We start from the raw sequence: 21,138 nt of genomic DNA, 5'->3' as shown, positions 1-21,138 counted from the left end.
CCAGTCACAGCAATGGCTGGCGGCGTGTCCCTGAGAGGGCGCCATAGCGCACTCTCAGGCACACGCCGCGCGGTACGAAGTCGACACTGCCGAGTCGAGGAGGGCCGACCAGCACCATGCAGGCACCGCCGGACACCCCCTGGGGCCACCTGATCCGTGGCGTGCTGATCGCGGGCGCCGCCTTCGTGCTCGCCCTCGTGGTGATCGAGGAAGGCTCGCTGCTGCTGGGGTCGCTGCTTCTCGTGTGCGCGCTCTTCGGCGTCGGCGTGATCCGAACGGCCGCGTGTACCTGAGAGTGCGCCATAGCGCTCGCTGGGGCACACGCGGCGGATGTGTTGGAGCGGATGTGTTGGAGCGGATGACGAGACTCGAACTCGCGACATCGACCTTGGGAAGGTCGCGCTCTACCAACTGAGCTACATCCGCCTGCGGCACCGGGTGGTTGCCTGCTGCGCAGGATGGTACCCGACGGGCTTCCGGTGCCCGGGCCGCCGGGTAGGTTACGTCCGTGCTGCTGAGCGACCGCGACATCCTCGCCGAGATCGACGATGGGCGGGTCACCATGGACCCGTGGGACCCGGCCATGATGCAGCCCTCCTCGATCGACGTGCGGCTCGACCGGTTCTTCCGCGTCTTCGAGAACCACCGGTACCCGCACATCGACCCTGCCGCCGACCAGTCCGACCTGACCCGACAGGTCGAGCCGGAGGGTGACGAGCCGTTCATCCTGCACCCGGGGGAGTTCGTGCTCGGGTCGACGTACGAGGTGGTGAGCCTTCCCGACGACATCGCCGCGCGGGTCGAGGGGAAGTCCTCGCTCGGGCGGCTGGGCCTGCTCACGCACGCGACCGCCGGCTTCGTCGACCCCGGGTTCTCGGGGCACGTGACGCTGGAGCTGGCGAACGTGGCCACGCTGCCGATCAAGCTCTACCCGGGCATGAAGATCGGCCAGTTCTGCTTCTTCCGCCTCTCCTCGCCCTCGGAGCACCCGTACGGCTCGGCGAAGTACGGCTCGCGGTACCAGGGGCAGCGCGGACCGACGCCGTCGAAGTCGTTCCAGAACTTCCACCGGACCACCATCTGACGCACGACGCCTGGAGGTTAGGGTGACCTAACTAGTCGCCCCGCGCCGAGGAGTGTCATGACCAGCACCACCGCCGAGCTGCCCCTGCTGCTGGGGACCGTCGAGGTCCGGACGGTCCAGCGGCTGTCGCCCAGCTTCGTGCGCGTGGAGCTCGGCGCCCCCCTGCTCGGCGATCTCGGCGTGGTCCACCCGTGGTACGACCAGCGGATCAAGCTGGTGTTCCCGGGCGAGCCGGGCGCCGTCCCCGCTCTCCTGGACAAGCACAGCACCGGTGCGGACGAGAGCTGGTTCAGCACCTGGCTCGACCGTCCGGAGGAGGAGCGCGGCCACATGCGCACCTACTCGATCCGCGACGTCGTCGGCGAGGGTGAGGACGCCCGCCTCGTCGTCGACATCGTCGTGCACGAGGGCGCCACCGGGCCGGGGAACTCCTGGGCCCTGAACGCCGCGCCGGGTGACCGGCTGGCGATCATGGCGCCGAGGCGCGGCCACGCGTACGGCGGCATCGAGTGGCACCCCGAGCCCGGCAGGCGGCTGCTGATCGCCGGCGACGAGACGGCCGTGCCTGCGATCTGCGTGATCCTCGAGCAGCTGCCCGCCAGCGCGCGCGGCACCGCGTTCGTCGAGGTGCCCTACGCCGCCGACGTGCAGGACGTCGACCATCCGACCGGGGTCGAGGTGGTGTGGTTGCCGCGAGAAGGGGCCGAGCACGGCACCCGGCTGCACCCAGCGGTCACCGCGCACCTCGGTGCGCCGGCAGCCGTGACCGACGTCAGCGACGAGGAGGTCGACCCCGACCTGTGGGAGACCCCGACGTTCTCCTCCTCCTGCGACGAGCCGGTCGACGAACGGGCCGCCATCGACGTGGAGCGGCACTCGGACCTGTACGCGTGGATCGCGGGAGAGTCGAAGGTCGTGACCGGCATGCGGCGGCACCTGGTCCGCGACCTCGGCATCGACCGCCGACAGGTCGCCTTCATGGGCTACTGGCGTCGCGGCGTGTCCATGCGCTCCTGACCTCGCGACGCGCTCCCCCGAGCGGCGTGAGGGCGACGTACGGCTCCCCAGCACACGCCTGACGGCGGAATCGGTGACGCCAACTGATTGCCGTAGGCACCCAACGAGTGGACACTCGAGGGAAGGGTCACCACCGCGAGCTTTGCGTGAGCGGGGGGAGGGAGCGATGGCCGAGCACGGGCCGGCGACGACCTCGGGCATCGTCGATCCCGCTGAGCACACGCGGGTCTTGAGCGACTACGCCGTCTTGTCCGATCAGTTTGCGGCGGCCAACGAGGTGCTCTCGGCGCTCGGACGCTCCGCCGGCGACCCCGACACCGTCCTCACGACCGTCGTGGAGAGTGCCCGCCGACTCTGCCAGGGACATGCCGCCCTCCTGTGGGTGCTCGAGGGCGGGCTCTTCATGCCGATCAAGGCCGTCGGACTGTCTGAGGAGTCCATCCGGCACACGACCGAGCACCCGATGCCGCTGAACCGGGAGACGCTGGTCGGCCGGGTCGCACTGGATCGGAGGGCCGGGCACATCACCGATGTGCTCGCCGACCCGGAGTACGGCGGGCACGACCTCCAGCGCGTGGCCGGGTACCGCAGCGTGATGGCCGCCCCGATGCTCGTGGACAACGAGGTCATCGGCGCGCTCAACCTGTGGCGGTACGAGGTGAGCCCGTTCGACGAGAGAGAGATGTCCATCGGGTCGGCGTTCGCGGCCCAGGCGGCCATGGCGGTCAACACGATCCAGCTCGTCCAGCAGCTCGAAGCGCGCGGCGTCGAGCTCGCGCGGAAGGTGGACGAGCTCGAGGCGCTGCGCGAGGTCGGCGAAGCGGTGAACTCCAGCCTCAACGTGGACAACGTTCTCGCCACCATCGCGAAGCACGCCGTCGAGCTGTCGGAGACCGACGGCGGCTCGATCATGGAGTACTCCGAGCCGGACCGGTGCTTCCTGGTGCGCCGGGTGTACCGCACGGCACCTGCCGTCGTCGAACGGCTCCGCTCCATCCGGATCGGGGTGGACCAGACGCTCGTCGGTCGCGCCGCCACGGAACGGCGCCCGATCACCGTGCCGGACCTGAGCGCGGTTCCGCTCGACCCACACCTCCAGATCCTGTTCGACGACGGTTGGCGCTCGCTCGTCGCTGCGCCGATGTTGCGCGAAGGGAAGATCGTGGGGTCGCTCATCGTCCGGCGCAAGCGGACCGGTGACTTCACGGAGGAGACCATCGATCTCCTGGAGACGTTCGCAAGCCAGTCGGCGCTGGCGCTGCAGAACGCCCAGCTCTACCGCGAGCTCAAGGAGCAGAGTCTCGAGCTGGAGCTGGCCAGCCGACACAAGTCGGAGTTCCTGGCGAGCATGTCGCACGAGCTCCGGACCCCGCTCAACGCCGTGCTCGGCTTCTCAGAGGTGCTGCTGGAGCGGATGTTCGGCGAGATCAACGACCGCCAGGAGGAGTACCTGCGCGACATCCACGGTTCCGGCACGCACCTCCTCGAGCTGCTCAACGAGATCCTCGACCTCTCGAAGATCGAGGCCGGGCGGATGGAGCTGGAGTACTCGTCGTTCGAGCTGCGGGCGCTGCTCGAGGACGCCGCAGCCATGCTCCGTCAACGAGCCGCCGCCCACGACATCACCCTGAGCGTGGCGGTCTCCGAGGACGTCGGCCTGATCCACTCCGACGAGCTGCGCCTCAAGCAGGTCGTGCTCAACCTGATGACGAACGCCGTGAAGTTCACCGGAGCCGGGGGCTCGGTCGTCGCCCGGGCCGAGCGTCGGGGTACGGAGATCGACGTGACGGTGACCGACAGCGGTATCGGGGTTCCCGAGGCGGAACGCGAACGGATCTTCGAGTCCTTCCAGCAGGGCGGTCGCGGGAGCTCGCGCGAGGAAGGGACAGGCCTCGGCCTCACGCTCTCGCGCCGGATCGTCGAGCTGCTCGGCGGCACGATGTGGCTCGAGAGCGAGGTGGGGGTCGGCAGCACGTTCGGGTTCTCACTCCCCGAGCGCGACGTCAAGGCCACAGGTGGACACGGCGATTCCGGCGTCGTGCCGTTGGTCGGTCACGTGGTGGTGATCGAGGACGACCGGCCCTCGCTCGAGCTGTTGACGGTCTACCTCGACGGAGTGGCCAGCCAGATCACGGTGGCGCGGGACGGCCCGTCCGGCCTGGATGCGGTACGACGCGTGCGCCCCGCCCTCGTGCTCCTCGACATCCGCTTGCCGGGCTTCGACGGCTGGTCGGTGCTGGAGGCGATCAAGGCCGATCCCGAGACCCGCGACATCCCGGTGATCGTCGTGTCGATCGTCGAGGAGCAGGCGCGCGGCGCCGCCCTCGGCGCAGCGGCCTATCTCGTCAAGCCGGTCCGGCGCGAGAACCTGCTGGCCGCGCTCGCGACCGTGACGACGTCGGCCGGTGGCCGCCGCCACCGCAACGGACCAGAGGGGGAGGAGCCGTGAGTCATCACAAGATCCTGGTGATCGAGGACAACCCGAAGAACCTCAAGCTGGTGAGAGACGTCCTGGTGTACTCCGGGTACGAGGTCGTCGAGGCGACCTCCGGCGAGGACGGGGTCCGCCTGGCCGAGGAGACCGCGCCCGACCTGATCCTGATGGACCTGCAGCTCCCCGGCATCGACGGTGCCGAGGCGTTGCGGCAGATCCGCTCACATGACGGCCGTTCTCGGATCCCGGTCGTCGCCGTGACGGCCTTCGCGATGGCAGACGACCGGGCACGAGCCTTCGCCTCTGGCTTCGACGGGTACGTCGAGAAGCCGATCAGCGCGCGTGCACTGCCTGCACAGGTGCGCGACTTCATCGAGGCGGGAGGTGCCTCGTGACCGAGGATGCGTCGGGCGCCACGGTCCTCGTCGTTGACGACCAGCCGCCGAACATCAGGCTGCTGGACGCGATCCTCACCTCCCGGGGCTACGAGGTGGTCGCGGCGGAGTCCGGCGAGGAGGCGCTCAAGGTGATCAGCGACTCCTCGGTGGACCTCGTGCTGCTGGACATCCGGATGCCCGGCATCGACGGGTACGAGGTGTGCCGCCGGATCCGCGAGCAGGACCACACCGCCTACCTGCCGGTCGTCATGGTGACCGCGAGCGGGGACGAGGAGAAGGTGAAGGCGCTGGAGGTCGGCGCCGACGACTTCCTGACCAAGCCGGTCAACCGGAACGAGCTGCTGGCCAGGGTCGCGTCCCTGACCCGGATCAAGCGGTACCAGGACACCATCGAGCGACAGGCCCAGGAGCTCTCGGCGTGGAACCGCGAGCTGACGTCCCGCGTCGACGCGCAGGTGGACCAGCTCGAGCGCATGAGCCGCCTCCGGCGCTTCCTCTCACCCCAGCTCGCCGAGCTGGTCGTCGACTCGGGTGACGAGACGTTCCTCGAGAGTCACCGCCGGGAGATCGTGGTCGTGTTCTGTGACCTGCGCGGGTTCACGAAATTCGCCGAGGCCAGCGAGCCCGAGGAGGTGATGGGCGTCCTTGGGGAGTACCACCAAGCGCTCGGCGACCTGATCTTCCGCTTCGAGGGCACCCTCGAGCGGTTCGCCGGAGACGGCCTGATGGTCTTCTTCAACGACCCGGTGCGCTGCGAGGACGGCCCCCTGCGGGCGATCCGGATGGCGTTGGCGATGCGCACTCGCATCCGTGGCCTGGCCGAGGTGTGGGCTCGGCAAGGTCACGACCTGGCGATGGGGATCGGCATCGCCCAGGGGTACGCCACCCTCGGCAAGATCGGGTTCGAGGGCCGGTTCGACTATGCGGCGATCGGGAGCGTCACGAACCTCGCCTCCCGACTGTGCGACGCCGCGGACCCGTGGCAGATCCTGGTCACCGAGCGCGTGTTGTCCGCCGCCGGGTCGCTCGTGGTGGGCGAGGACGCCGGCGCCCGCGACCTGCGTGGGTTCAGTCGTACCGTCCGGTCGTACAGCATCAAGGGCGTCGACAACTCCCGGACGCCGTCGTGACCGGGGACCTCTGGACCGCACCGGCGGGGGCGCCCGACGTGCTGTCGAGCCTGACCGAGGAGCAGCGGTACCGCCGGTTCGACGCCCTGCAGGCCCGGATGGGCGGGGTCTGGGAGGCGATGCGGCTCAACCACGCGGACGAGTCGGTGGTGGTGGTCCCGTCCATCACCCTGGACCGGGCGGTGGCCGCGAGCGGCAGCATGACGCAGGCCATGGAGGAACGCTTCCTGTTCCTGCTGGTGCTGCTGCGGCAACCGCGGCTGCGCATGATCTACGTGACCTCGATGCCGATCGCCCCGGAGATCATCGAGTACTACCTCGCGCTGCTGTCCGGTGTCATCCCCAGTCATGCCCGCGCCCGGCTGTCCCTGGTGGCCGTGCACGACTCATCCCCACGCTCGCTGAGCGAGAAGCTGCTGGAGCGACCACGGGTGCTGGCACGGATCGGAGCGCTGATCCCGAACCCGGCGCGTTCCCACCTGCTGCCGTACAACACCACCGAGCTGGAACGCGACGTCGCCCTGTCACTCGGCATCCCCATGTACGCGGCGGATCCCCGGTTGGCGCCGCTCGGCTCGAAGAGCGGATGCCGCCAGATGTTTGCCGAGACCGGCGTGCCGTACCCGCTCGGGATGGAGAACCTGCGCACTCTCGACGACCTGGCCGACGCCGTGGTGACGATGCGTGCGCGACGCGCGGGGATGGACAGCGTGATCGTCAAGCTGAACGAGGGCGTCTCGGGAGCGGGCAACGCGGTCGTCCGTCTGTCAGGGCTGCCGTCGCCGGGCGCGCATGACGAGCGGGCGGCAGTCATGGAGCGCCTCCGGGCGATGGAGCTGGAGTCACAGGACACGCCGTTCGACACCTACGTCGCCAAGTTCGCCGAGGGCGGCGGCATCGTGGAGGAGCGGATCACCGGTAGCGAGCTGCGCAGCCCGAGCGTCCAGCTGCGGGTGCTCCCCGGCGGCGAGGTCGAGCTGCTGTCCACACATGACCAGCTGCTCGGCGGTGCTAGTGGTCAGAGCTATCTGGGGTGTGTCTTCCCTGCAGCACCGGAGTACGCCCGCTCGATCACCCGGCACGCCGAGGTGATCGGACAGCGGCTCGCCCGTGAAGGAGCGCTGGGCAGGTTCGCGGTCGACTTCGTCGTCGTCCGGAGCGCGAGCGGCGAGTGGACGTCGTACGCCATCGAGCTCAACCTGCGCAAGGGCGGGACGACGCACCCGTTCCTCACCCTGCAGTTCCTCACCGACGGCCGGTACGACCCTGACACCGCGCTGTTCCTGACCCCACGCGGTCACGAGAAGCACCTGGTGGCCACCGACCATTTCGAGTCCGATCAGCTGCGCGGGCTGATGCCGAGCGACCTGTTCGACATCGTGGCGCGTCACGGACTGCACTTCGACCAGTCCCGGCAGGTCGGCATCGTCTTCCACATGATCAGCTGTCTCACCGAGCACGGCACGATCGGTCTCACCGCTGTCGGCGACACCCCGCGCGAGGCTGATGAGCGCTACCGCGCCGCCCAGCGGATCCTGCTGGACGAGGCTCGTCTCTCGATCGAGGAACCCCCGCTTCCGGTCTGACGCCGCTCCTGGCTCCCCGATCAGCGGGTCGGGAGAATCACGATCGACGGTCGCTGCGGGGTGGTGTGGATCGTGAGCGGCAGGAGCGTGCCCGGCAGGTCGGGGACCGGCGGCAGCAGGTGCGGGACGTCGAACGCCTGGATGCTGACCCGCAGCCGGTGACCCGGGCGGATCGCGGCTCCGGTCGGGAACACCTCCACGTCGACCGGTGCGACGGCTCCGTCGGCGAGCGGCTGCCGGGCCCGCCGGGTGAACGGGTGCCACGGCTGCACCAGCCGGCCCTCCAGGTAGCGACTCCTGCTGCGAACCAGCGCGCGGTGCGAGACGACCTGCCAGCCGCCGGTCAGTGGGTCGACCGTGCCGTCGGGAGCGACGTCGGACACCGTGACGGACCACATGCCGTCACCGCTGGGGGTGGAGGTGAAAAGTCTGGCGTTGATCGGGCCCTGGATCCGGAGCCGCTTCTTCAGCGGCGCCGTCTCGAAGACCACACCGGTGAGGTCGTTGAACCGCTGGTCGCGCAGGCAGGGACTGTCGGGCCACACCTGCTGCAGGATCCCGGCGGTCCACTGGTTGGCGGAGCGCGTGCAGAGTCCGCTGACGGGCACCGGCGGCACGACCGTGCGACCGGCGTCGACGACGCCCGGTGTCACCAGCCGGCCCGGCGCGAGGCCCGGAGTGGCCGAGCCGGACAGCGCGAGCGTCCTCGGCCGCAGGTCCCGGGCCAGCCACCGGCCGCGCCTGACCCAGCGGTCGCTGCCCTGCTCGTAGTAGGTGAGCGCTGGGATGTCCGCGTCGAGCGTGCGGTCGGGGCGACCCTGCACGTAGCGGTCGAACCACCGCAGCTGCAGCTCGGCCAGGTCGCCGTAGCCCGCGTCGCCGACCTCGGCCCCCGAGGAGCCCTGCAGGTGGTCCCACGGGCCGACGATCATCTTGGTGGGGACACCGCGTCGGCTCAGGGCGTCGAACACCATCGGCGTCCCGCGCTGGAAGAGGTCGTCCTGGCCGGCGATCAGGAACGTCGGGACGTCGACCCGGTCGATCACTTCGATCGGGGAGCGCTCCCGGTAGAACGGACCGTCGTACGCCGGCTGGCCGCCGAGCACGGCGTCGCCCAGCAGCGGGGCGGTGAACGTGGTGGCCGTCATCAGCCGGTCGACCAGGTGCCCGATCGCCGACTCGGGATGCTGCACGCCGTCCGCCGGCGGGACCAGACCGGTGCCGGTCACGAGCCCCAGCCACAGCGGGATGAAGCCGACGTCGATCTGGCCGCCAGAGGCGACCACGTCGCGGTAGACGTCGGCCGCCGGAACCTGCGGGAAGATCGCCTTCAGCCCGGGCGGTCTGCGGGACGCCGCGAAGAGCTGCGAGATCCCCATGTACGACGGACCGGTCATGCCGATCCGGCCGTTGCTCCACGGGCGCTTGCGCGAGTGCGCCCACGCCACGACCTGGCCGGCGTCCCGGGCCTCGCGGCGGCTGAACGCACCCCAGACCCCCTCCGAGGCGCCGGTCCCGCGGGCGTCGACGGTCAGCTGGGCGTACCCGCGTCGGACCAGGTACTCCCCGCCCGGACCGGCAAGACCGCCGGCGCCGCCCATCGCCTGCTTGTTGTACGCCGTGATCGTGATGACGACCGGGAACCGACGGTCCACGGGCTTGCCGGCGGCGTCGGCCGGCAGCGTCAGGTCGCCGCGCAGCACCACGCCGTCGTCCATCGGGATCCTCAGGTCGGTCCGGGTCACCGTCCCGGCGAACCGGGCGGGTCGCGGCGCCCAGGCAGCGTCACGCTCCGCCGGTGAGGATGCCGGATCCACCGCTGCCGCGGCGGCAGGCGTCAGCGGGATCAGCAGGGCCAGGGCCGTGGCGGCGGTGGCGAGCGTGAGGCGTGAGACCGGTCGTGAGCGCATGAAGAACCCCTCCTGCTCCCGACAACGAGGCGGGGCAGGAGGGGCTATGGGTCAGGTCGGTCGTCAGTTGTCGAGCCGGTCGGCGGTGTGCCGCAGGACGGCGGCCACCCGGGTGCGGGTGCGGGGGCGCGGGCCCGGCACCGGTCGCCGGGCGCGCTCCGCGAGCTCCTGTCGCCGCGCGACCTCGACAGCCTCGGTGAAGTAGCTGCTCATGGTGGTCCTCCTCTCGGGTGTCAGGTGGTCGTGGGGTCAGCAGGCGCTCAGGACGACGTCACCGCTGACGGTCGTCGCGCGCAGCTCGATGTGGTCGGCGCCGTCGGTCGGCTCGCCACCGCCTTCGACGTTGCTGTGGATCCGGCCGGAGACGGTCGAGATGTCGGTCCAGACGGGAGTGCCGGCCGGGATGCCGACGTGGATCGAGCCCGAGGCACCCTTGGCCGAGAACTTGCCGCGGCGAGCGGTGTCGATCTGGAGGTCGCCGCTGCCGGTCACGAGCGAGACGTCGCTGTCGGCCTCCACGACGCGCACGTCCCCGGATCCGGTCTTGACGACGGCCGGGCCGTGGCTCGCGCCGATCTGCACGTCGCCGGAGCCGGTGGAGACAGCCGCGCCGGAACGGATCGAGTTGATGCGGACGTCGCCGCTGCCGCACTTCACGCGCAGCGCGGAGCCGGCGTCCTCGATCTCCACGTCTCCCGAGCCGGTCTCGACGGTCGACTGCCCGGACAGGATGTCGAGCCGGACGTCGCCGGAGCCGGTCTTCACGTGGCTGGAGCTGATCTCGCCGACGACGCCGAGGTCGGCGCTGCCGGTGCGGACCGCGAGGTCGCTGCGGCTCGGCACCGTGATCGTCGCGAACAGCGAGTCGTCGTTGGTGAAGAAGCCCGCGCGACGCTTGGGGGCGACGACTCGCAGGTTGCGGCCGTCGAGCTCGACGACGACCTCGTCGGCGTGCCGCCCGCTCAGCTCGACCCGGCTCTCAGCGGTGTCGGTGGCGGTCACGTCCACCTGGCCGGCGCCGATCTCGACGTACAGGGAGAGCGGTTCGGGAGTGGAGAAGTCGTACTCGGTCATGGGATGCCTCCAGGGTGTGCTCGGCCAGGGGGCCGGCCCGGTGCCGGTCCCACGGTGGTGGTGGGTGGTGTCTGGTGCTTGCTGCGTCGTCGGGGTGTCGGGTCAGAGCCAGCCGGTCATCCGCCGGTCTCCCTTGCCTTTGCGGAACGGGTCGAACCCGCCGAAGTTCAGGCTGGAGAGGTCGAGGTCGACCTCGATGGCGTGCTCGGCGGTCGCGGCGCGGACCACCTTGACCAGCCAGGTGTTGAGGCTGTCGCCGGCCCGGGCGGCCCGCTCCTCGGCGCGAGCCTTGACCGACTCGGGGATCCGGAGCGTGATCCGGGCCAGGCCGCCCTCGTCGGTCTCCTCGGCCGTCGGCGGCGGCGGTGGTGCGGGCGGGGCGGGGACGGCCCCGGTCTGGACGACGAAGTCGAGCTCGCGCCCGGTGAGCCGGACGTCCACGCTGCCGCTCGGCAGCTCGGCGGTGATCTCGGCGGCCGCCTGGGAGATCGCCTCCATCAGCGCCAGCCGGGCGGAGGGGTCGAGGGCGAGCACCAGGCGCTCGGCTGCCTGCCGCGCCTCGTCGCCACCTGCGTCGGCGGCGGCGACCAGGTCCCGGCGAAGGCCCTCGACGTACGGCGTGATGTCCATGTGCACCACTATGACGTCATAGTGATGTCATGTCAAGGGCAAAGTGGCGAGGAATGACGTCAGGCGGGTCGGGGTACATCGGCCACTAGGTGAGTCCAGCCGCCGACGGTGAGGAGCCCCGGGATGTCAGCACAGGTCACGGTGATGGCAGAGAGCCTGATCGACGCGCGGCTCGTGGACTACGCGATCCTCGCCATCTACTTCGGCTTCGTCCTCGGCATCGGACTGCTCGCCCGGCGTCACATCTCCGACTCGGTCGACTTCTTCCTGAGCGGGCGTTCGCTCCCCGCATGGGTGACCGGGTTGGCGTTCATCTCGGCCAACCTCGGCGCCGTCGAGATCATGGGCATGTCCGCGTCCGGCGCTGAGTTCGGGCTCCCGACCGTGCACTACTTCTGGGTCGGCGCGATCCCGGCGATGCTCTTCCTCGGCATCGTGATGATGCCCTTCTACTACGGGTCCGGAGTCCGATCGGTGCCCGAGTTCATGCTGCGGCGGTTCGGGCCCGGTGCCCACCTGGTCAACGCGATCTCCTTCGCACTGGCCCAGCTGCTGATCGCGGGCGTCAACCTCTACCTGCTGTCGACGATCGTCCAAGCGCTGCTCGGCTGGCCGCGCTGGACCGCGCTGATCGTCGCCGCCATGGTCGTGCTCTTCTACATCACGCTCGGTGGGCTGTCGGCGGCGATCTACAACGAGGTGCTGCAGTTCTTCGTGATCGTCGCCGGGTTGCTGCCCCTCACGCTGATCGGGCTCCACCGAGTCGGCGGATGGGGCGGGCTGACGGACAAGATCACCGAGGCCGCCGACGGCGGTGCCGGGCCACCCGCAGAACAACAGCTGGAGTCCTGGCCGGGCCAGGCCCTGACCGGCTTCGACTCACCGGTCCTGTCGGTGATCGGCATCATCTTCGGACTCGGGTTCGTGCTGTCGTTCGGCTACTGGACCACCAACTTCGTCGAGGTCCAGCGGGCCCTGGCCTCCGACTCGATCTCCTCCGCTCGCCGTACGCCGGTGATCGGAGCGTTCCCCAAGATGTTCGTCCCCTTCATCACGATCCTGCCGGGCATGATCGGGGCGGTCCTCGTGGCCGACCTGGCCGACTTCAAGGCCGGCGGCACTCCGAGTGCTGAGGGAATCGGAGACGTGACCTACAACGACGCACTGCTGCTGCTGATGCGCGACGTCTTGCCCAACGGCCTTCTCGGGCTGGCGGTCACCGGCCTGCTGGCGGCGTTCATGGCCGGGATGGCGGCCAACGTCTCCGCCTTCAACACCGTCTTCAGCTACGACCTGTGGCAGGACTACGTTGTCAAGGACCGCGAGGACGACTACTACCTGAAGGTGGGGCGGGTCGCGACCGTGGCCGCGACCCTGATCGCGATCTTCACGGCATCGATCGCCGGCAGCTTCTCCAACGTCATGGACTACCTCCAGACGTTGTTCGGCTTCTTCAACGCCCCACTCTTCGCGACGTTCATTCTCGGCATGTTCTGGAAGCGGATGACCGCGACGGCCGGCTGGGTCGGCCTGGTCTCCGGCACGCTCGCCGCGGTGATCGTGGCCTTCCTCAGCGAAGACGCGTTCGGCTCCTTGAGCCGCGGCGTGATCCCGGTGGACGGACAAGGTGCCGCATTCCTCGCCGCATCGACCGCGTTCGTCGTCGACATCGGCCTGAGCGTCGTCGTCTCCCTGGTGACCAAGCCGAAGCCCGTGAAGCAGCTGGTCGGGCTCGTCTACTCCGAGACCCCCACCGAGATGCGCACCGACCCCAACGAGGCGTCCGCCCCGTGGTACCGCCGTACCGTGCCGCTGGCCGGACTGGCCCTTGCCATGGTCGTCGTCCTGAACGTGATCTTCTGAGGAGAAGAGCCATGGCTGAGAAGAAGACCGCCGGCGCCTTCGACGTCCGGAACATCATCGGGATGCTGCTCACGGCGTACGGCGTGATCCTGACGTTGATGGGCCTCCTCGGAGACGCCGAGGAGGACAAGACCGGCGGCGTCAACGCCAACCTGTGGGCCGGTCTGGCGCTGCTCGTCGTCGGTGTCATCTTCATCGCGTGGTCGAGGCTGCGGCCGATCGTGGTCCCCGACGACGTCGATCGCACAGACGACGAACCGCAGCCTGGCCACTGACGTCCGCCCTCTCATGAAGGTGGAGGTGGCCTCCAGCGCCGGCCACGGTCGGCCGAACGAGGACTTCGTCGGCGCGACGGATGACGCCGTGGTGCTCCTCGACGGTGCAGGGATCCCCGGCGCGGAGGCGATCTGTCGGCACGGGGTCGCGTGGTACGCCCAGACCTTGGGTGCGACCTTGCTCGACCTGCTGTCACGGACGCCGCAAGTGTCCCTGGTCGCAGCGCTGGCCGAGGCGATCGATGCCGTGGCCGGCCAGCACCGGGGCACCTGCGACCTCCGTCACCCGAACAGTCCCCAGGCGACGGTGGCGATCGTCCGGGTCGGTGCCGATCACGTCGACCACCTCGTGCTCGCTGACACCTTCGTCGTCCTGGACCGCATGACCTCCGGCCCCCAGGTGGTCACCGACCCGCGTGAGGTCGATGTGCGCCGCGAGTGCTCGTCGCCGCTCCGTGACCTGACACCGGGCTCCCCTGATTACGAGCGGGCGCTGGCTGACGTCGTCCGTGCGTTCAGGGCGCGGCGCAACCAGCCCGGCGGCTACTGGATCGCCAAGGACGATCCCGCGGCAGCCTCATCGGCGGTCACCGGCAGCACGCCTCTCGCCTCGCTCGGTGGTGTGGCTCTCCTCAGCAACGGCGCTGCCAGGTTCGTCTCTCCCTATCGACTGGGGGAGTGGCGCGATGTCATGGATCTCCTCCGCTCCGACGGTCCTGGCGAGATCCTCCGACGCGTCCGCCACGTCGAATCTTCGGGGTCGGACGCCGGTGCACCTCCGCAGGCTGACGCGCCTGACGACGCGAGCGTCGCCTACTGCGCGTTGTGAGCGTCCGGAGCAGGGAATCGGAGCGCAGGTAGGACACGGTGCCCGGACGCGGACGAGAGCTTGTCTCGCGGCAGACGCGAGGCGCCCGTTCGGCTCATGGCTCGGCGTGGCTCACGTCGACATGGCAGGTCAGATATCGGTTGAATGGCTTGACTGTGCCGTCGGCCGCGACGTCGGCGTAACGGACGCGCAAGGCGATGACGTTCTCTCGGAAGGTCCGGAAGTCCTGTTCGCTCAGGGTTGCGCGGAGCCGCTCGAGTATCGGCACGCCGCGCATGGCCTCCCACCACGCCTCCACCGATGGCTGCGGGTCGACGTAGTGCACATGCTCGGTGATCTCGATCCGACAGCCGGCGAACCAGCGTTGAAGGGTGGGGGGATCGGCCCAGGCGTACTCGTCAACGGCAGGTGCCCCGCCGGCTCCGGGCATGTAGCGTTCCACGATCCGCAGCACCTCGCCGTTGAAGGAATCTGCCGGGTATGCCGTGAACAGCGCTCTGCCCGTCGGTTTCAGCACGCGGATGATCTCCGTGGCAGCTCTGCTCGGGCGTGCGGCGTAGACGATGCCGAAGTTCGACAAGACCAGGTCGATGGTCTTGTCCGGGATGGGAAGGGCTTCCGCGTCTGCGATTCTCCATTCGATCTCGACGCCCTCCGTGGTGCTGCGCTCGACGCCGAGCCGCACCTGGTGAGGAGTGATGTCGACTGCGGTCACCACGGCACCACGCCGCGCGGCTGCGACGGCTACGTTGCCGGTCCCGGCACCGACATCGAGGACCTTCTGACGGGGCCTCGGGCCTGCCGCCTCTACCAATGCAAGTGCGAGCGACTCCTGCTGACGGGCCAGATGCTCGGTGTCTCCGGAGCTGTAGACGGCGCGCTGCTCGTCGCGCCACCGCTCCGCCGCGACATCGTCGAGCATGAAACCGATCGTAAGACCAGACGGCAGGTGCCAGGGCCGGATGCCGCTGGTGAACCCGGGCGGACCCCGACCACCCTGGCACGACATACCGCCGCTAGCGCCTAGTAGTGCTGCTTGAATGCCACCAGCTGGGGCCCGCCATTGGCGGCGTAGTTGTTGTACTGGACCTGCACCTTGGTATCGCCAGTGGCGGCGGCGAAGCCCGAACACATTCGGTATTTCCGAGCGGAGTTATGCACAGCGCCTGGGTTCTCAAACAAGCTCCTGCCCTTCGTGTCGAAGATCCGGTGCACTTTCCCTCGCGCCATACCTTTGTGGATCTTCCTGTACTCCGCACCAGAGACGCAGCGAGGAGTATCTGCGTTGGCGGGTCCGACGGTGCCGGGCCAAGGCACGGTGAGGGTGACCATCACCAGCGCAGCGGGCACGACGAGTCGAGGGGTCCACATGTCTGTGGACGCTACGCCGTCCCGAACCTGGACGTGGGCAGTTCGGCAAACCTCAGCACCTTCGGACGCCTATGGGCGCTGCGCTGCGCGGGACCAACTGCGAAGGCGCGTACCTGCGAGGTCACACAACCGCGTCTGGTCGGCGCTGCTCGACCCTTTGATGCTCGGTGGGCTACCAGTCACCCTGACGGACACACTTATCCATCAGGATTGCCCATGTGTACGCCGAACCCTGAGGGTCCTTGATGTCGCTGGGCCTAGCAGCGGGCATCGACTTCGTCGCCTTCTCAAAGTTTGTCCGCGATAGAGACCTGTAGATCTCGCGACCATCCCGCTCGATCCGAAGGTAATCGCCAGGCGTGCGATAGGTGAATGGCAGGCCTGTAGCCGTTGCGAAGCTTTCTCCCGCGCAGCGCCGGATGCGGTCCTAGATTTCGTCGAACGAAGCCATCGGGACAGTGTGCAAGGACGCATCGCGTCCGCGCTAGTGGCTGGCCGTGATCCCAGCGTCGAGGGCGGTCATTCCGCCGCGACAGCTGCCATCCCCATCGCGCGATCGTCGGTCGGCCGCCCAGCCTCCTCACGGCTGCAGACTTGACCAGCCCACCCTAAGTCGTCGCAGTTGGGCGCCCTGGACCTGCTACGGGGGCAGACAACGACATCATCGGAATGCGCAGATCTGATCTCCCTACGATGGTCGACATTCCCCCAGCAAGGACGAATCCTCCCGGGTTTGGGGTGAATCAAACTCTGAGCAGGCTCGCAGTGCTGAGGGAGTCCAACGGGCAGAACAGAGGGAGACCAAATCCACGCAGCTCGGGCGCTCGCTTCAGAACAGCAGCCAGGTGATGATCAGATATGCGATCCCAACTACCGCGACGAGCGTTGCCATGCCACCGATGACGCAAGGCCAGCACAGGTGACCATCCACGACTGGGCCAGCCTTCATCACAACACCGCTACACCGGGGTGATCGTGGAACGCGTTGTTGATGATGAAGTTGGCGCGATTCTTCGCTGCCTGTTTCAAAGCAATGGAGGTACGTGATCCCGCGGCATAAAACCACCAGCAGTAGAGGGCGTGAAACTTCCAGGCGCCGTCGTAACTCCACGACTCGTCGGCCCCGTCGCCAGTGCCGAACGCGGAGCCGGAGGGAAACGTCGAGTTGTGCGGCTTGCCCCCGATGTGGCGGGACTCGTGCACTAAAGTGCCCGCACGGGCGAGGACGTCGCGCGGGTCGTTGACCGGGTCGGCGATCGTGTAGAAGTAGGGAAGGTGAAGGGTGACGCTCTCTCCACCGCCGGCCGTCCAGTACCAAAGTGTGCAGGCCGTGGTGCTGACCCACCCCCAGAGTACGCAAAACCAGGAAAGGATAGTCACGAAAAACACGCAGATAAAACTGAACACTCCCCAGGTGCGACACTCGCGATGCTTTTCCCGCCGCCACTGGGTGCACTTCCACTCATAGAACGACCGTGTCCACTGGCAGCCGCTCGTGGTGGCATTAGATCCGCCGTCGCCGCAGTCTGCCCGAAGATCGTCGTAGCGCTGAAACTGCTCCCGAACGTAGCGCGGGGCCCAGTTGATCATCGGCGCGTTCCAGGACTCGTTCTGCCAGTCCTCGGCGGAGTAGTTCAGGAGCCAGAGAGCCGTGAACACCCGGCCCAGGGGCTTGGTGACATTGCAGCAGTCATTCCAGCCCCAGCCGTCCTGCCAGTAGTCGTAATTGAAGCCGTAACTGTTCCAGGCGTAGTCGATGAATGGCTGGTCGCAAATCCGCGCGGCGTAGATGTCGTCGCCGGATAGCGCCAGTGATCCGACGCTGTACTGACAACTCATCCTGTTCCCCCTGCTGCCCGCGGCGTTTGGCGGTGAGGGCCTGTCGGGGCGCCGCGAACCTCGCCGGTGTTGGGATCTGGCCGGTTGTCGGTGGTGAGGATGCCGCTGAGCGTGCCGGTCGGATCAGCGATTTGCGACGCGTCGCGCACGTCGACCCGGCGAACATCCAGAAGATACTGACGGTTCTCCGGCAGCAGCTCTCTCACCCGCGCGAGCCGGTCGGAGAATCCCTCTGCGTGAGTGAGGGCGACGACTGCACCGGCCTGCACCGCCCGGTCGTTCGACGTGACCAGGTCGAGCAGGGCGTCGGCCGCCGACTCGACTCCGCCGACCGCCATGGCTTCGATCCCGTCGAGCGCCGTGAGCCGCAGATCGGACGCCGCTGCCGATTGACCACCTTCGTGCGCGCCCCTGGATTGTGCAGACGTGCCGGCAACGGCGGCCAGAAAGGGCAGGATCGTGGGGTGTTCCAGCCGATTCGCTGTGAGCAGCAACGACCGTCGGAAGTCGAACGCCGACTCGTCAGCCCCTGGGTAGGCCGTGCGAATCGCCGCGCTCACCTCTTCGGGGCGTTCTCGCAGTCGGGTCAACGCGACGACATATCGCTCATCTTCCTCTGACTCGCACACATGAAGACATTCGATAAACGGCGCGAGGATCGGGTCGACACTCGACGCGGATACCGGGAGCTCAGTCACCGTGCTCGGCCGCCGCCCTGCCGCGAAGCCAGCGATCAAAGCGACCACAAGCGCGACGAATACGATCCCTAGCACCAGCCCGTTCGACATATCCACCCCGACTAGGCACGACAAGACCCCACCCAATCGCTTGCCAGGGTATTCCCACTGGTCGCCGGGCGCCATGCTCCGCACGTCACTGAAACTGTTAGAACTCTGCGTGAGCGGTCGGCGCGGTGCCACGGAAACGTTCCTGGTGAACGCGGTGTGTGACCAGGTCGAGCAGCGCCGCGAGATCGAGCGCCGGAACAGAGTCGACCCTAAGAGGAACTGCCCATTGGCCGATCGACACCCAGCGTGATCGACCAGCCCGCGTGTCTCAGTGAGATCTCGTTCTGGTGGGAGCACTTCACGTTCGACTGACTCCAGGTGCAGAACTGCAAGTTCATGCCGCTTGCAGTGCACGTTGCGAATGAGCGTCATTCCGCCGCCTCTGCACGTCACAATGACGCGCAGCAGCGATCCCGTACGACTCCTCGGGCGGGGCTTCAGAGGCGGGAGGAAGGTAGGGATCTCCGCACCCGAGCCCCGGCGCGCACGAGCGTGCTGACGCATACTGCGAGCCATGGACCCGCGCCCGGAGACCGATCCCCAGTCACGGGCGACGAGCGCGATCGTGGTGACCGCGGAGTCGAAGCAGCGGTCCCGCTCACTCCAGCCGACGGTGCTGCGGCGGGTGGGCGGCGTGACCCTGCTCGACCGCACGGTCAAGGTGCTGAGCGAGGCAGGAGTGACCCGAATCGTGGTGGTCGCCGGCTACCGAAGCGAGGACGTGGCGGCGACCATCCACTCCCACGGCCTCCCGGTCGAACTGGTGGTCAACCCAGACTGGCAGCAGGGCACGTCGACCTCGGTGCTGGTCGGCCTTCAGCAGGTCGACGAGGACCGGTGCCTGGTCGTCATGGGCGACCACGTGTTCGAGGCCGACGACGTACGGCGGCTGATGGCCGCGCCGGGCCGCAACGTGCTGGCCGTCGACCGTGACCCACAGCGCCAGGTGGGCGGCCTGGGAGGCGTGCCACCCGTCCGGGTGCGGACCGCGGCCGACGGCCGACTGCTCGAGCTGGCAGCCGACCTGAAGGAGTACGCCGCGGTCGACGCCGGCCTCAGCTTCGTCCACGTTGCCGACGTCCTGGCCGCGACGGCCGACGCACCGGCGATGCCGTGGGCCGCCGTGCGGCGGCGGATGCTCGACCACGGCTTCGAAATGACCACCTGCGACTTCACCGGGCTCTGGGCGGCCGTCGACACACCCGATGGTGTGCGGGCCCTGGAGCGGGTGATGTGGCATCGGTACGGGCCCAAGCCGACCGACCAGATCATCGCCCGGGCCGTCAACCGGCGGATCTCGGGGCCCTTGACCCGCCAGCTGCTGCGGACCGGGCTCAGCCCGCACGTGGCCACGTTGCTGGCCTTCGCCACCACCCTCCTCGCGTCCGGCCTGATCGCAATCGGTGACCGGTGGGCGATGGCCGCGGGCGGGCTCGGCGTCCTGCTCGGCTCCGCCCTCGACGGCGTCGACGGTGAGCTCGCGCGAGTAAGCGGCCGGGCCTCGCGCCGCGGCGCCGCGCTGGACACGCTGCTGGACCGCTATGCCGACCTTGCCGTGGTGGTCGGCCTGGTCATCGGCGCCGGCCACACGGAGACCGCCTGGGCTTGGGGGTTCGCCGCCGGGTGCGGCTGCCTGCTGATCCCCTACATCCACGCGGTAGGCCGCGACACCGACGTGCGGTTGCTTTTCCGGCGCGAGGTCCGGTTGTTGATCTTCGCCCTGGCGGCTATCGGCGGCCTACCGCTATGGGGGCTGGCGGTCGTCGCCGTCGCGGCCAATCTCGACACGGCGCGTGGCGTGGTGCTGCTCCTGCGCGCGATGCACAGCTGATACCCGCCGAGCCAACCTCAATGGCGGACTTGAAGGTGCGTCTATCCGCCGCGAGAGGGCGGTCTCGCACACCGCGTGCCACGATCACTGTGACGACGAGTTCGTCGTGGCGCGAAGGCGTAGCAGGCTGGCGGCCGTCTTGCGTCCCACTGCGGCCTGCGGGGCAGTGGTGACTCGGTCAAGCGGGATCGGCAACCGGTGGTTCCCGTCGACGCAATATCCTCCAGTGCCGACCGAGACTCACGCTGTGCGTTGGCGCTTCACCCGTCGGCGAAGCTGGAGGATTCGTAGCACGCCAGCACATGCGACCACGAGCGCGCCGGCAGCAGCCGCGATGAGGAGGGTCGCGGCAAGCGGAGCCCGACCGTTCCACCCGAGGAATGCAACTTCCACCTTCTGTGTGTTCTGCAGAATGAAGACGGCCAACAGCAGGAGCAACAGCGACAGCGCTATGACGGCAATCCAGGTGCCGCTCGTTCGGGATCCCCGGAGCGGGTCGTGCCCAGGTGTGGGCACTTCGTCACCGCTAGTAGCCGCGTCGCTCTGCGAGGTCGGATCTCCGACTTCCCGGTCCGAGGGCTGGGCGGTGCTCATGGTGTCTCCTTGGTCGAGGGACGCTCGAACGAGAAGTACCCAAAGTGTCCTTCGAGACTCGCATGTATGTCGTCACCAACCCACCGCCCACCCGGGAGTCACGTCATTCCGCCGCCTATGACGGGCCAAGCACTGTCGCTGGAGCGCCGGCCGAGCGGTGAAGCCGCCACTGGCCGGCTTCGCCGACGGCGCGCCGCAACCTTGATCCGGGCCGGGCCGCTTCGCGATGAACGAACTACCGGGTTCGTGGACCGGTGATCGTGCACATTGCGACTTCGGTCTCACTCCTCCACAGACGACGCTCGGCGCGGTGCATTCGGTGGGTGGGATACGGGTGAATAGGGGGTATGGCGATCACTCCGCTCCCGTACCCGACACCGGCCGGTGTCGTGGCCTCGGCGTGTGCGGGGGTCGACGGGGTCGCCGAGGTGTTGTGGTCGGCTCGCCCGGACGGGGAGCTGGTGGCCGGGGTGGAGGAGATTCAG

The 21,138-nt window shown here is 68.5% G+C and carries 20 protein-coding genes and 1 tRNA gene; 11 read left to right on the top strand and 10 right to left on the bottom strand.

Annotated features, from left to right (window positions below; genetic code table 11):
* Nucleotides 1–116 precede the first annotated feature (116 nt).
* Nucleotides 117–293 carry a hypothetical protein gene (locus VFZ39_RS10205; RefSeq protein WP_330865638.1) on the top strand — a complete coding sequence of 59 codons (177 nt, stop codon included), beginning with the start codon at nt 117–119 and terminating at the stop codon, nt 291–293.
* 57 nt (nt 294–350) lie between these two features.
* Here the strand turns inward: VFZ39_RS10205 and VFZ39_RS10200 are convergent.
* A tRNA-Gly gene (locus VFZ39_RS10200) sits at nt 351–426 on the bottom strand.
* Between the two features lie 82 nt (nt 427–508).
* On the opposite strand from VFZ39_RS10200, the gene dcd reads away from it, so the two are divergent.
* The 6 genes from dcd to VFZ39_RS10170 all read left to right on the top strand — a co-directional run bounded on the left by dcd (nt 509) and on the right by VFZ39_RS10170 (nt 7,649).
* A complete protein-coding gene (gene dcd / locus VFZ39_RS10195) occupies nt 509–1,084 on the top strand; it encodes a dCTP deaminase (RefSeq protein WP_330865637.1) in 576 nt (191 codons plus the stop codon).
* A 57-nt stretch (nt 1,085–1,141) separates the two neighbouring features.
* Nucleotides 1,142–2,101 carry a siderophore-interacting protein gene (locus VFZ39_RS10190; protein WP_330865636.1) on the top strand — a complete coding sequence of 320 codons (960 nt, stop codon included), beginning with the start codon at nt 1,142–1,144 and terminating at the stop codon, nt 2,099–2,101.
* A 166-nt stretch (nt 2,102–2,267) separates the two neighbouring features.
* A complete protein-coding gene (locus tag VFZ39_RS10185; RefSeq protein WP_330865635.1) occupies nt 2,268–4,550 on the top strand; it encodes a GAF domain-containing protein in 2,283 nt (760 codons plus the stop codon).
* Complete coding sequence (locus VFZ39_RS10180; protein WP_330865634.1) at nt 4,547–4,930, top strand: response regulator; 384 nt, start codon at nt 4,547–4,549, stop codon at nt 4,928–4,930. The genes VFZ39_RS10185 and VFZ39_RS10180 overlap by 4 nt, the downstream gene beginning before the upstream one ends.
* Nucleotides 4,927–6,063: a response regulator gene (locus tag VFZ39_RS10175; RefSeq protein ID WP_330865633.1), complete on the top strand. Its 1,137-nt coding sequence runs from the start codon at nt 4,927–4,929 to the stop codon at nt 6,061–6,063. Before VFZ39_RS10180 ends, VFZ39_RS10175 begins: the two co-directional genes overlap by 4 nt.
* Nucleotides 6,060–7,649: a peptide ligase PGM1-related protein gene (locus VFZ39_RS10170; RefSeq protein ID WP_330865632.1), complete on the top strand. Its 1,590-nt coding sequence runs from the start codon at nt 6,060–6,062 to the stop codon at nt 7,647–7,649. Before VFZ39_RS10175 ends, VFZ39_RS10170 begins: the two co-directional genes overlap by 4 nt.
* A gap of 20 nt (nt 7,650–7,669) precedes the next feature.
* Here VFZ39_RS10170 and VFZ39_RS10165 read toward each other — a convergent pair whose 3' ends face one another.
* The 4 genes from VFZ39_RS10165 to VFZ39_RS10150 all read right to left on the bottom strand — a co-directional run bounded on the left by VFZ39_RS10165 (nt 7,670) and on the right by VFZ39_RS10150 (nt 11,263).
* Nucleotides 7,670–9,559 (bottom strand): CocE/NonD family hydrolase, encoded by a 1,890-nt coding sequence (locus tag VFZ39_RS10165; RefSeq protein WP_330865631.1) that lies wholly within the window; start codon nt 9,557–9,559, stop codon nt 7,670–7,672.
* A 63-nt stretch (nt 9,560–9,622) separates the two neighbouring features.
* Nucleotides 9,623–9,772 carry a hypothetical protein gene (locus VFZ39_RS10160; protein WP_330865630.1) on the bottom strand — a complete coding sequence of 50 codons (150 nt, stop codon included), beginning with the start codon at nt 9,770–9,772 and terminating at the stop codon, nt 9,623–9,625.
* Between the two features lie 36 nt (nt 9,773–9,808).
* Nucleotides 9,809–10,633: a DUF4097 family beta strand repeat-containing protein gene (locus VFZ39_RS10155; protein ID WP_330865629.1), complete on the bottom strand. Its 825-nt coding sequence runs from the start codon at nt 10,631–10,633 to the stop codon at nt 9,809–9,811.
* A 102-nt stretch (nt 10,634–10,735) separates the two neighbouring features.
* Complete coding sequence (locus tag VFZ39_RS10150) at nt 10,736–11,263, bottom strand: toxin-antitoxin system HicB family antitoxin (RefSeq protein WP_330865628.1); 528 nt, start codon at nt 11,261–11,263, stop codon at nt 10,736–10,738.
* Nucleotides 11,264–11,404: 141 nt separating this feature from the next.
* Between VFZ39_RS10150 and VFZ39_RS10145 the strand changes: the two genes are divergently transcribed.
* Genes VFZ39_RS10145 through VFZ39_RS10135 form a run of 3 tightly spaced genes read left to right on the top strand, consistent with a single transcriptional unit; the run spans nt 11,405 to nt 14,230 of the window.
* Entirely contained in the window at nt 11,405–13,126 is a 1,722-nt protein-coding gene (locus VFZ39_RS10145; RefSeq protein WP_330865645.1) for a sodium:solute symporter family protein, read from the top strand.
* 11 nt (nt 13,127–13,137) lie between these two features.
* On the top strand, nt 13,138–13,401 hold the full coding sequence (locus tag VFZ39_RS10140; RefSeq protein ID WP_330865627.1) for a hypothetical protein: 264 nt from the start codon (nt 13,138–13,140) through the stop codon (nt 13,399–13,401).
* A gap of 13 nt (nt 13,402–13,414) precedes the next feature.
* Nucleotides 13,415–14,230, top strand: a complete 816-nt coding sequence (locus VFZ39_RS10135) for a protein phosphatase 2C domain-containing protein (RefSeq protein WP_330865626.1) — start codon at nt 13,415–13,417, stop codon at nt 14,228–14,230.
* 94 nt (nt 14,231–14,324) lie between these two features.
* On the opposite strand, the gene VFZ39_RS10130 is transcribed toward VFZ39_RS10135, so the two are convergent.
* The 4 genes from VFZ39_RS10130 to VFZ39_RS10115 form a co-directional block, all read right to left on the bottom strand.
* Nucleotides 14,325–15,152 (bottom strand): class I SAM-dependent methyltransferase, encoded by an 828-nt coding sequence (locus VFZ39_RS10130; RefSeq protein ID WP_330865625.1) that lies wholly within the window; start codon nt 15,150–15,152, stop codon nt 14,325–14,327.
* A 101-nt stretch (nt 15,153–15,253) separates the two neighbouring features.
* A complete protein-coding gene (locus tag VFZ39_RS10125) occupies nt 15,254–15,601 on the bottom strand; it encodes a hypothetical protein (RefSeq protein WP_330865624.1) in 348 nt (115 codons plus the stop codon).
* A gap of 948 nt (nt 15,602–16,549) precedes the next feature.
* On the bottom strand, nt 16,550–17,440 hold the full coding sequence (locus VFZ39_RS10120; RefSeq protein ID WP_330865623.1) for a hypothetical protein: 891 nt from the start codon (nt 17,438–17,440) through the stop codon (nt 16,550–16,552).
* Nucleotides 17,437–18,303, bottom strand: a complete 867-nt coding sequence (locus VFZ39_RS10115) for a hypothetical protein (RefSeq protein ID WP_330865622.1) — start codon at nt 18,301–18,303, stop codon at nt 17,437–17,439. The genes VFZ39_RS10120 and VFZ39_RS10115 overlap by 4 nt, the downstream gene beginning before the upstream one ends.
* Before the next feature lie 439 nt (nt 18,304–18,742).
* On the opposite strand from VFZ39_RS10115, the gene VFZ39_RS10110 reads away from it, so the two are divergent.
* Complete coding sequence (locus VFZ39_RS10110) at nt 18,743–20,059, top strand: NTP transferase domain-containing protein (RefSeq protein WP_330865621.1); 1,317 nt, start codon at nt 18,743–18,745, stop codon at nt 20,057–20,059.
* 240 nt (nt 20,060–20,299) lie between these two features.
* On the opposite strand, the gene VFZ39_RS10105 is transcribed toward VFZ39_RS10110, so the two are convergent.
* Nucleotides 20,300–20,653 (bottom strand): lipopolysaccharide assembly protein LapA domain-containing protein, encoded by a 354-nt coding sequence (locus VFZ39_RS10105; protein ID WP_330865620.1) that lies wholly within the window; start codon nt 20,651–20,653, stop codon nt 20,300–20,302.
* Nucleotides 20,654–21,138 lie beyond the last annotated feature (485 nt).

This window comes from Nocardioides sp. (genome assembly GCF_036374615.1).
Taxonomy (GTDB): Bacteria; Actinomycetota; Actinomycetes; order Propionibacteriales; family Nocardioidaceae; genus Nocardioides.
Note: the sequence above shows the minus strand (reverse complement) of the source record. Positions and strands in the feature narration are given on the sequence as shown.

What these genes read in the sequence shown, in the direction of transcription:
- VFZ39_RS10205 (WP_330865638.1), top strand. Translation starts at nt 117, where the DNA reads ATGCAGGCACCGCCGGACACCCCCTGGGGCCACCTGATCCGTGGCGTG.
- VFZ39_RS10190 (WP_330865636.1), top strand. Translation starts at nt 1,142, where the DNA reads ATGACCAGCACCACCGCCGAGCTGCCCCTGCTGCTGGGGACCGTCGAG.
- VFZ39_RS10185 (WP_330865635.1), top strand. Translation starts at nt 2,268, where the DNA reads ATGGCCGAGCACGGGCCGGCGACGACCTCGGGCATCGTCGATCCCGCT.
- VFZ39_RS10165 (WP_330865631.1), bottom strand. Translation starts at nt 9,559, where the DNA reads ATGCGCTCACGACCGGTCTCACGCCTCACGCTCGCCACCGCCGCCACG.
- VFZ39_RS10160 (WP_330865630.1), bottom strand. Translation starts at nt 9,772, where the DNA reads ATGAGCAGCTACTTCACCGAGGCTGTCGAGGTCGCGCGGCGACAGGAG.
- VFZ39_RS10155 (WP_330865629.1), bottom strand. Translation starts at nt 10,633, where the DNA reads ATGACCGAGTACGACTTCTCCACTCCCGAACCGCTCTCCCTGTACGTC.
- VFZ39_RS10150 (WP_330865628.1), bottom strand. Translation starts at nt 11,263, where the DNA reads ATGGACATCACGCCGTACGTCGAGGGCCTTCGCCGGGACCTGGTCGCC.
- VFZ39_RS10140 (WP_330865627.1), top strand. Translation starts at nt 13,138, where the DNA reads ATGGCTGAGAAGAAGACCGCCGGCGCCTTCGACGTCCGGAACATCATC.
- VFZ39_RS10135 (WP_330865626.1), top strand. Translation starts at nt 13,415, where the DNA reads ATGAAGGTGGAGGTGGCCTCCAGCGCCGGCCACGGTCGGCCGAACGAG.
- VFZ39_RS10130 (WP_330865625.1), bottom strand. Translation starts at nt 15,152, where the DNA reads ATGCTCGACGATGTCGCGGCGGAGCGGTGGCGCGACGAGCAGCGCGCC.
- VFZ39_RS10125 (WP_330865624.1), bottom strand. Translation starts at nt 15,601, where the DNA reads ATGTGGACCCCTCGACTCGTCGTGCCCGCTGCGCTGGTGATGGTCACC.
- VFZ39_RS10120 (WP_330865623.1), bottom strand. Translation starts at nt 17,440, where the DNA reads ATGAGTTGTCAGTACAGCGTCGGATCACTGGCGCTATCCGGCGACGAC.
- VFZ39_RS10115 (WP_330865622.1), bottom strand. Translation starts at nt 18,303, where the DNA reads ATGGCGCCCGGCGACCAGTGGGAATACCCTGGCAAGCGATTGGGTGGG.
- VFZ39_RS10110 (WP_330865621.1), top strand. Translation starts at nt 18,743, where the DNA reads ATGGACCCGCGCCCGGAGACCGATCCCCAGTCACGGGCGACGAGCGCG.
- VFZ39_RS10105 (WP_330865620.1), bottom strand. Translation starts at nt 20,653, where the DNA reads ATGAGCACCGCCCAGCCCTCGGACCGGGAAGTCGGAGATCCGACCTCG.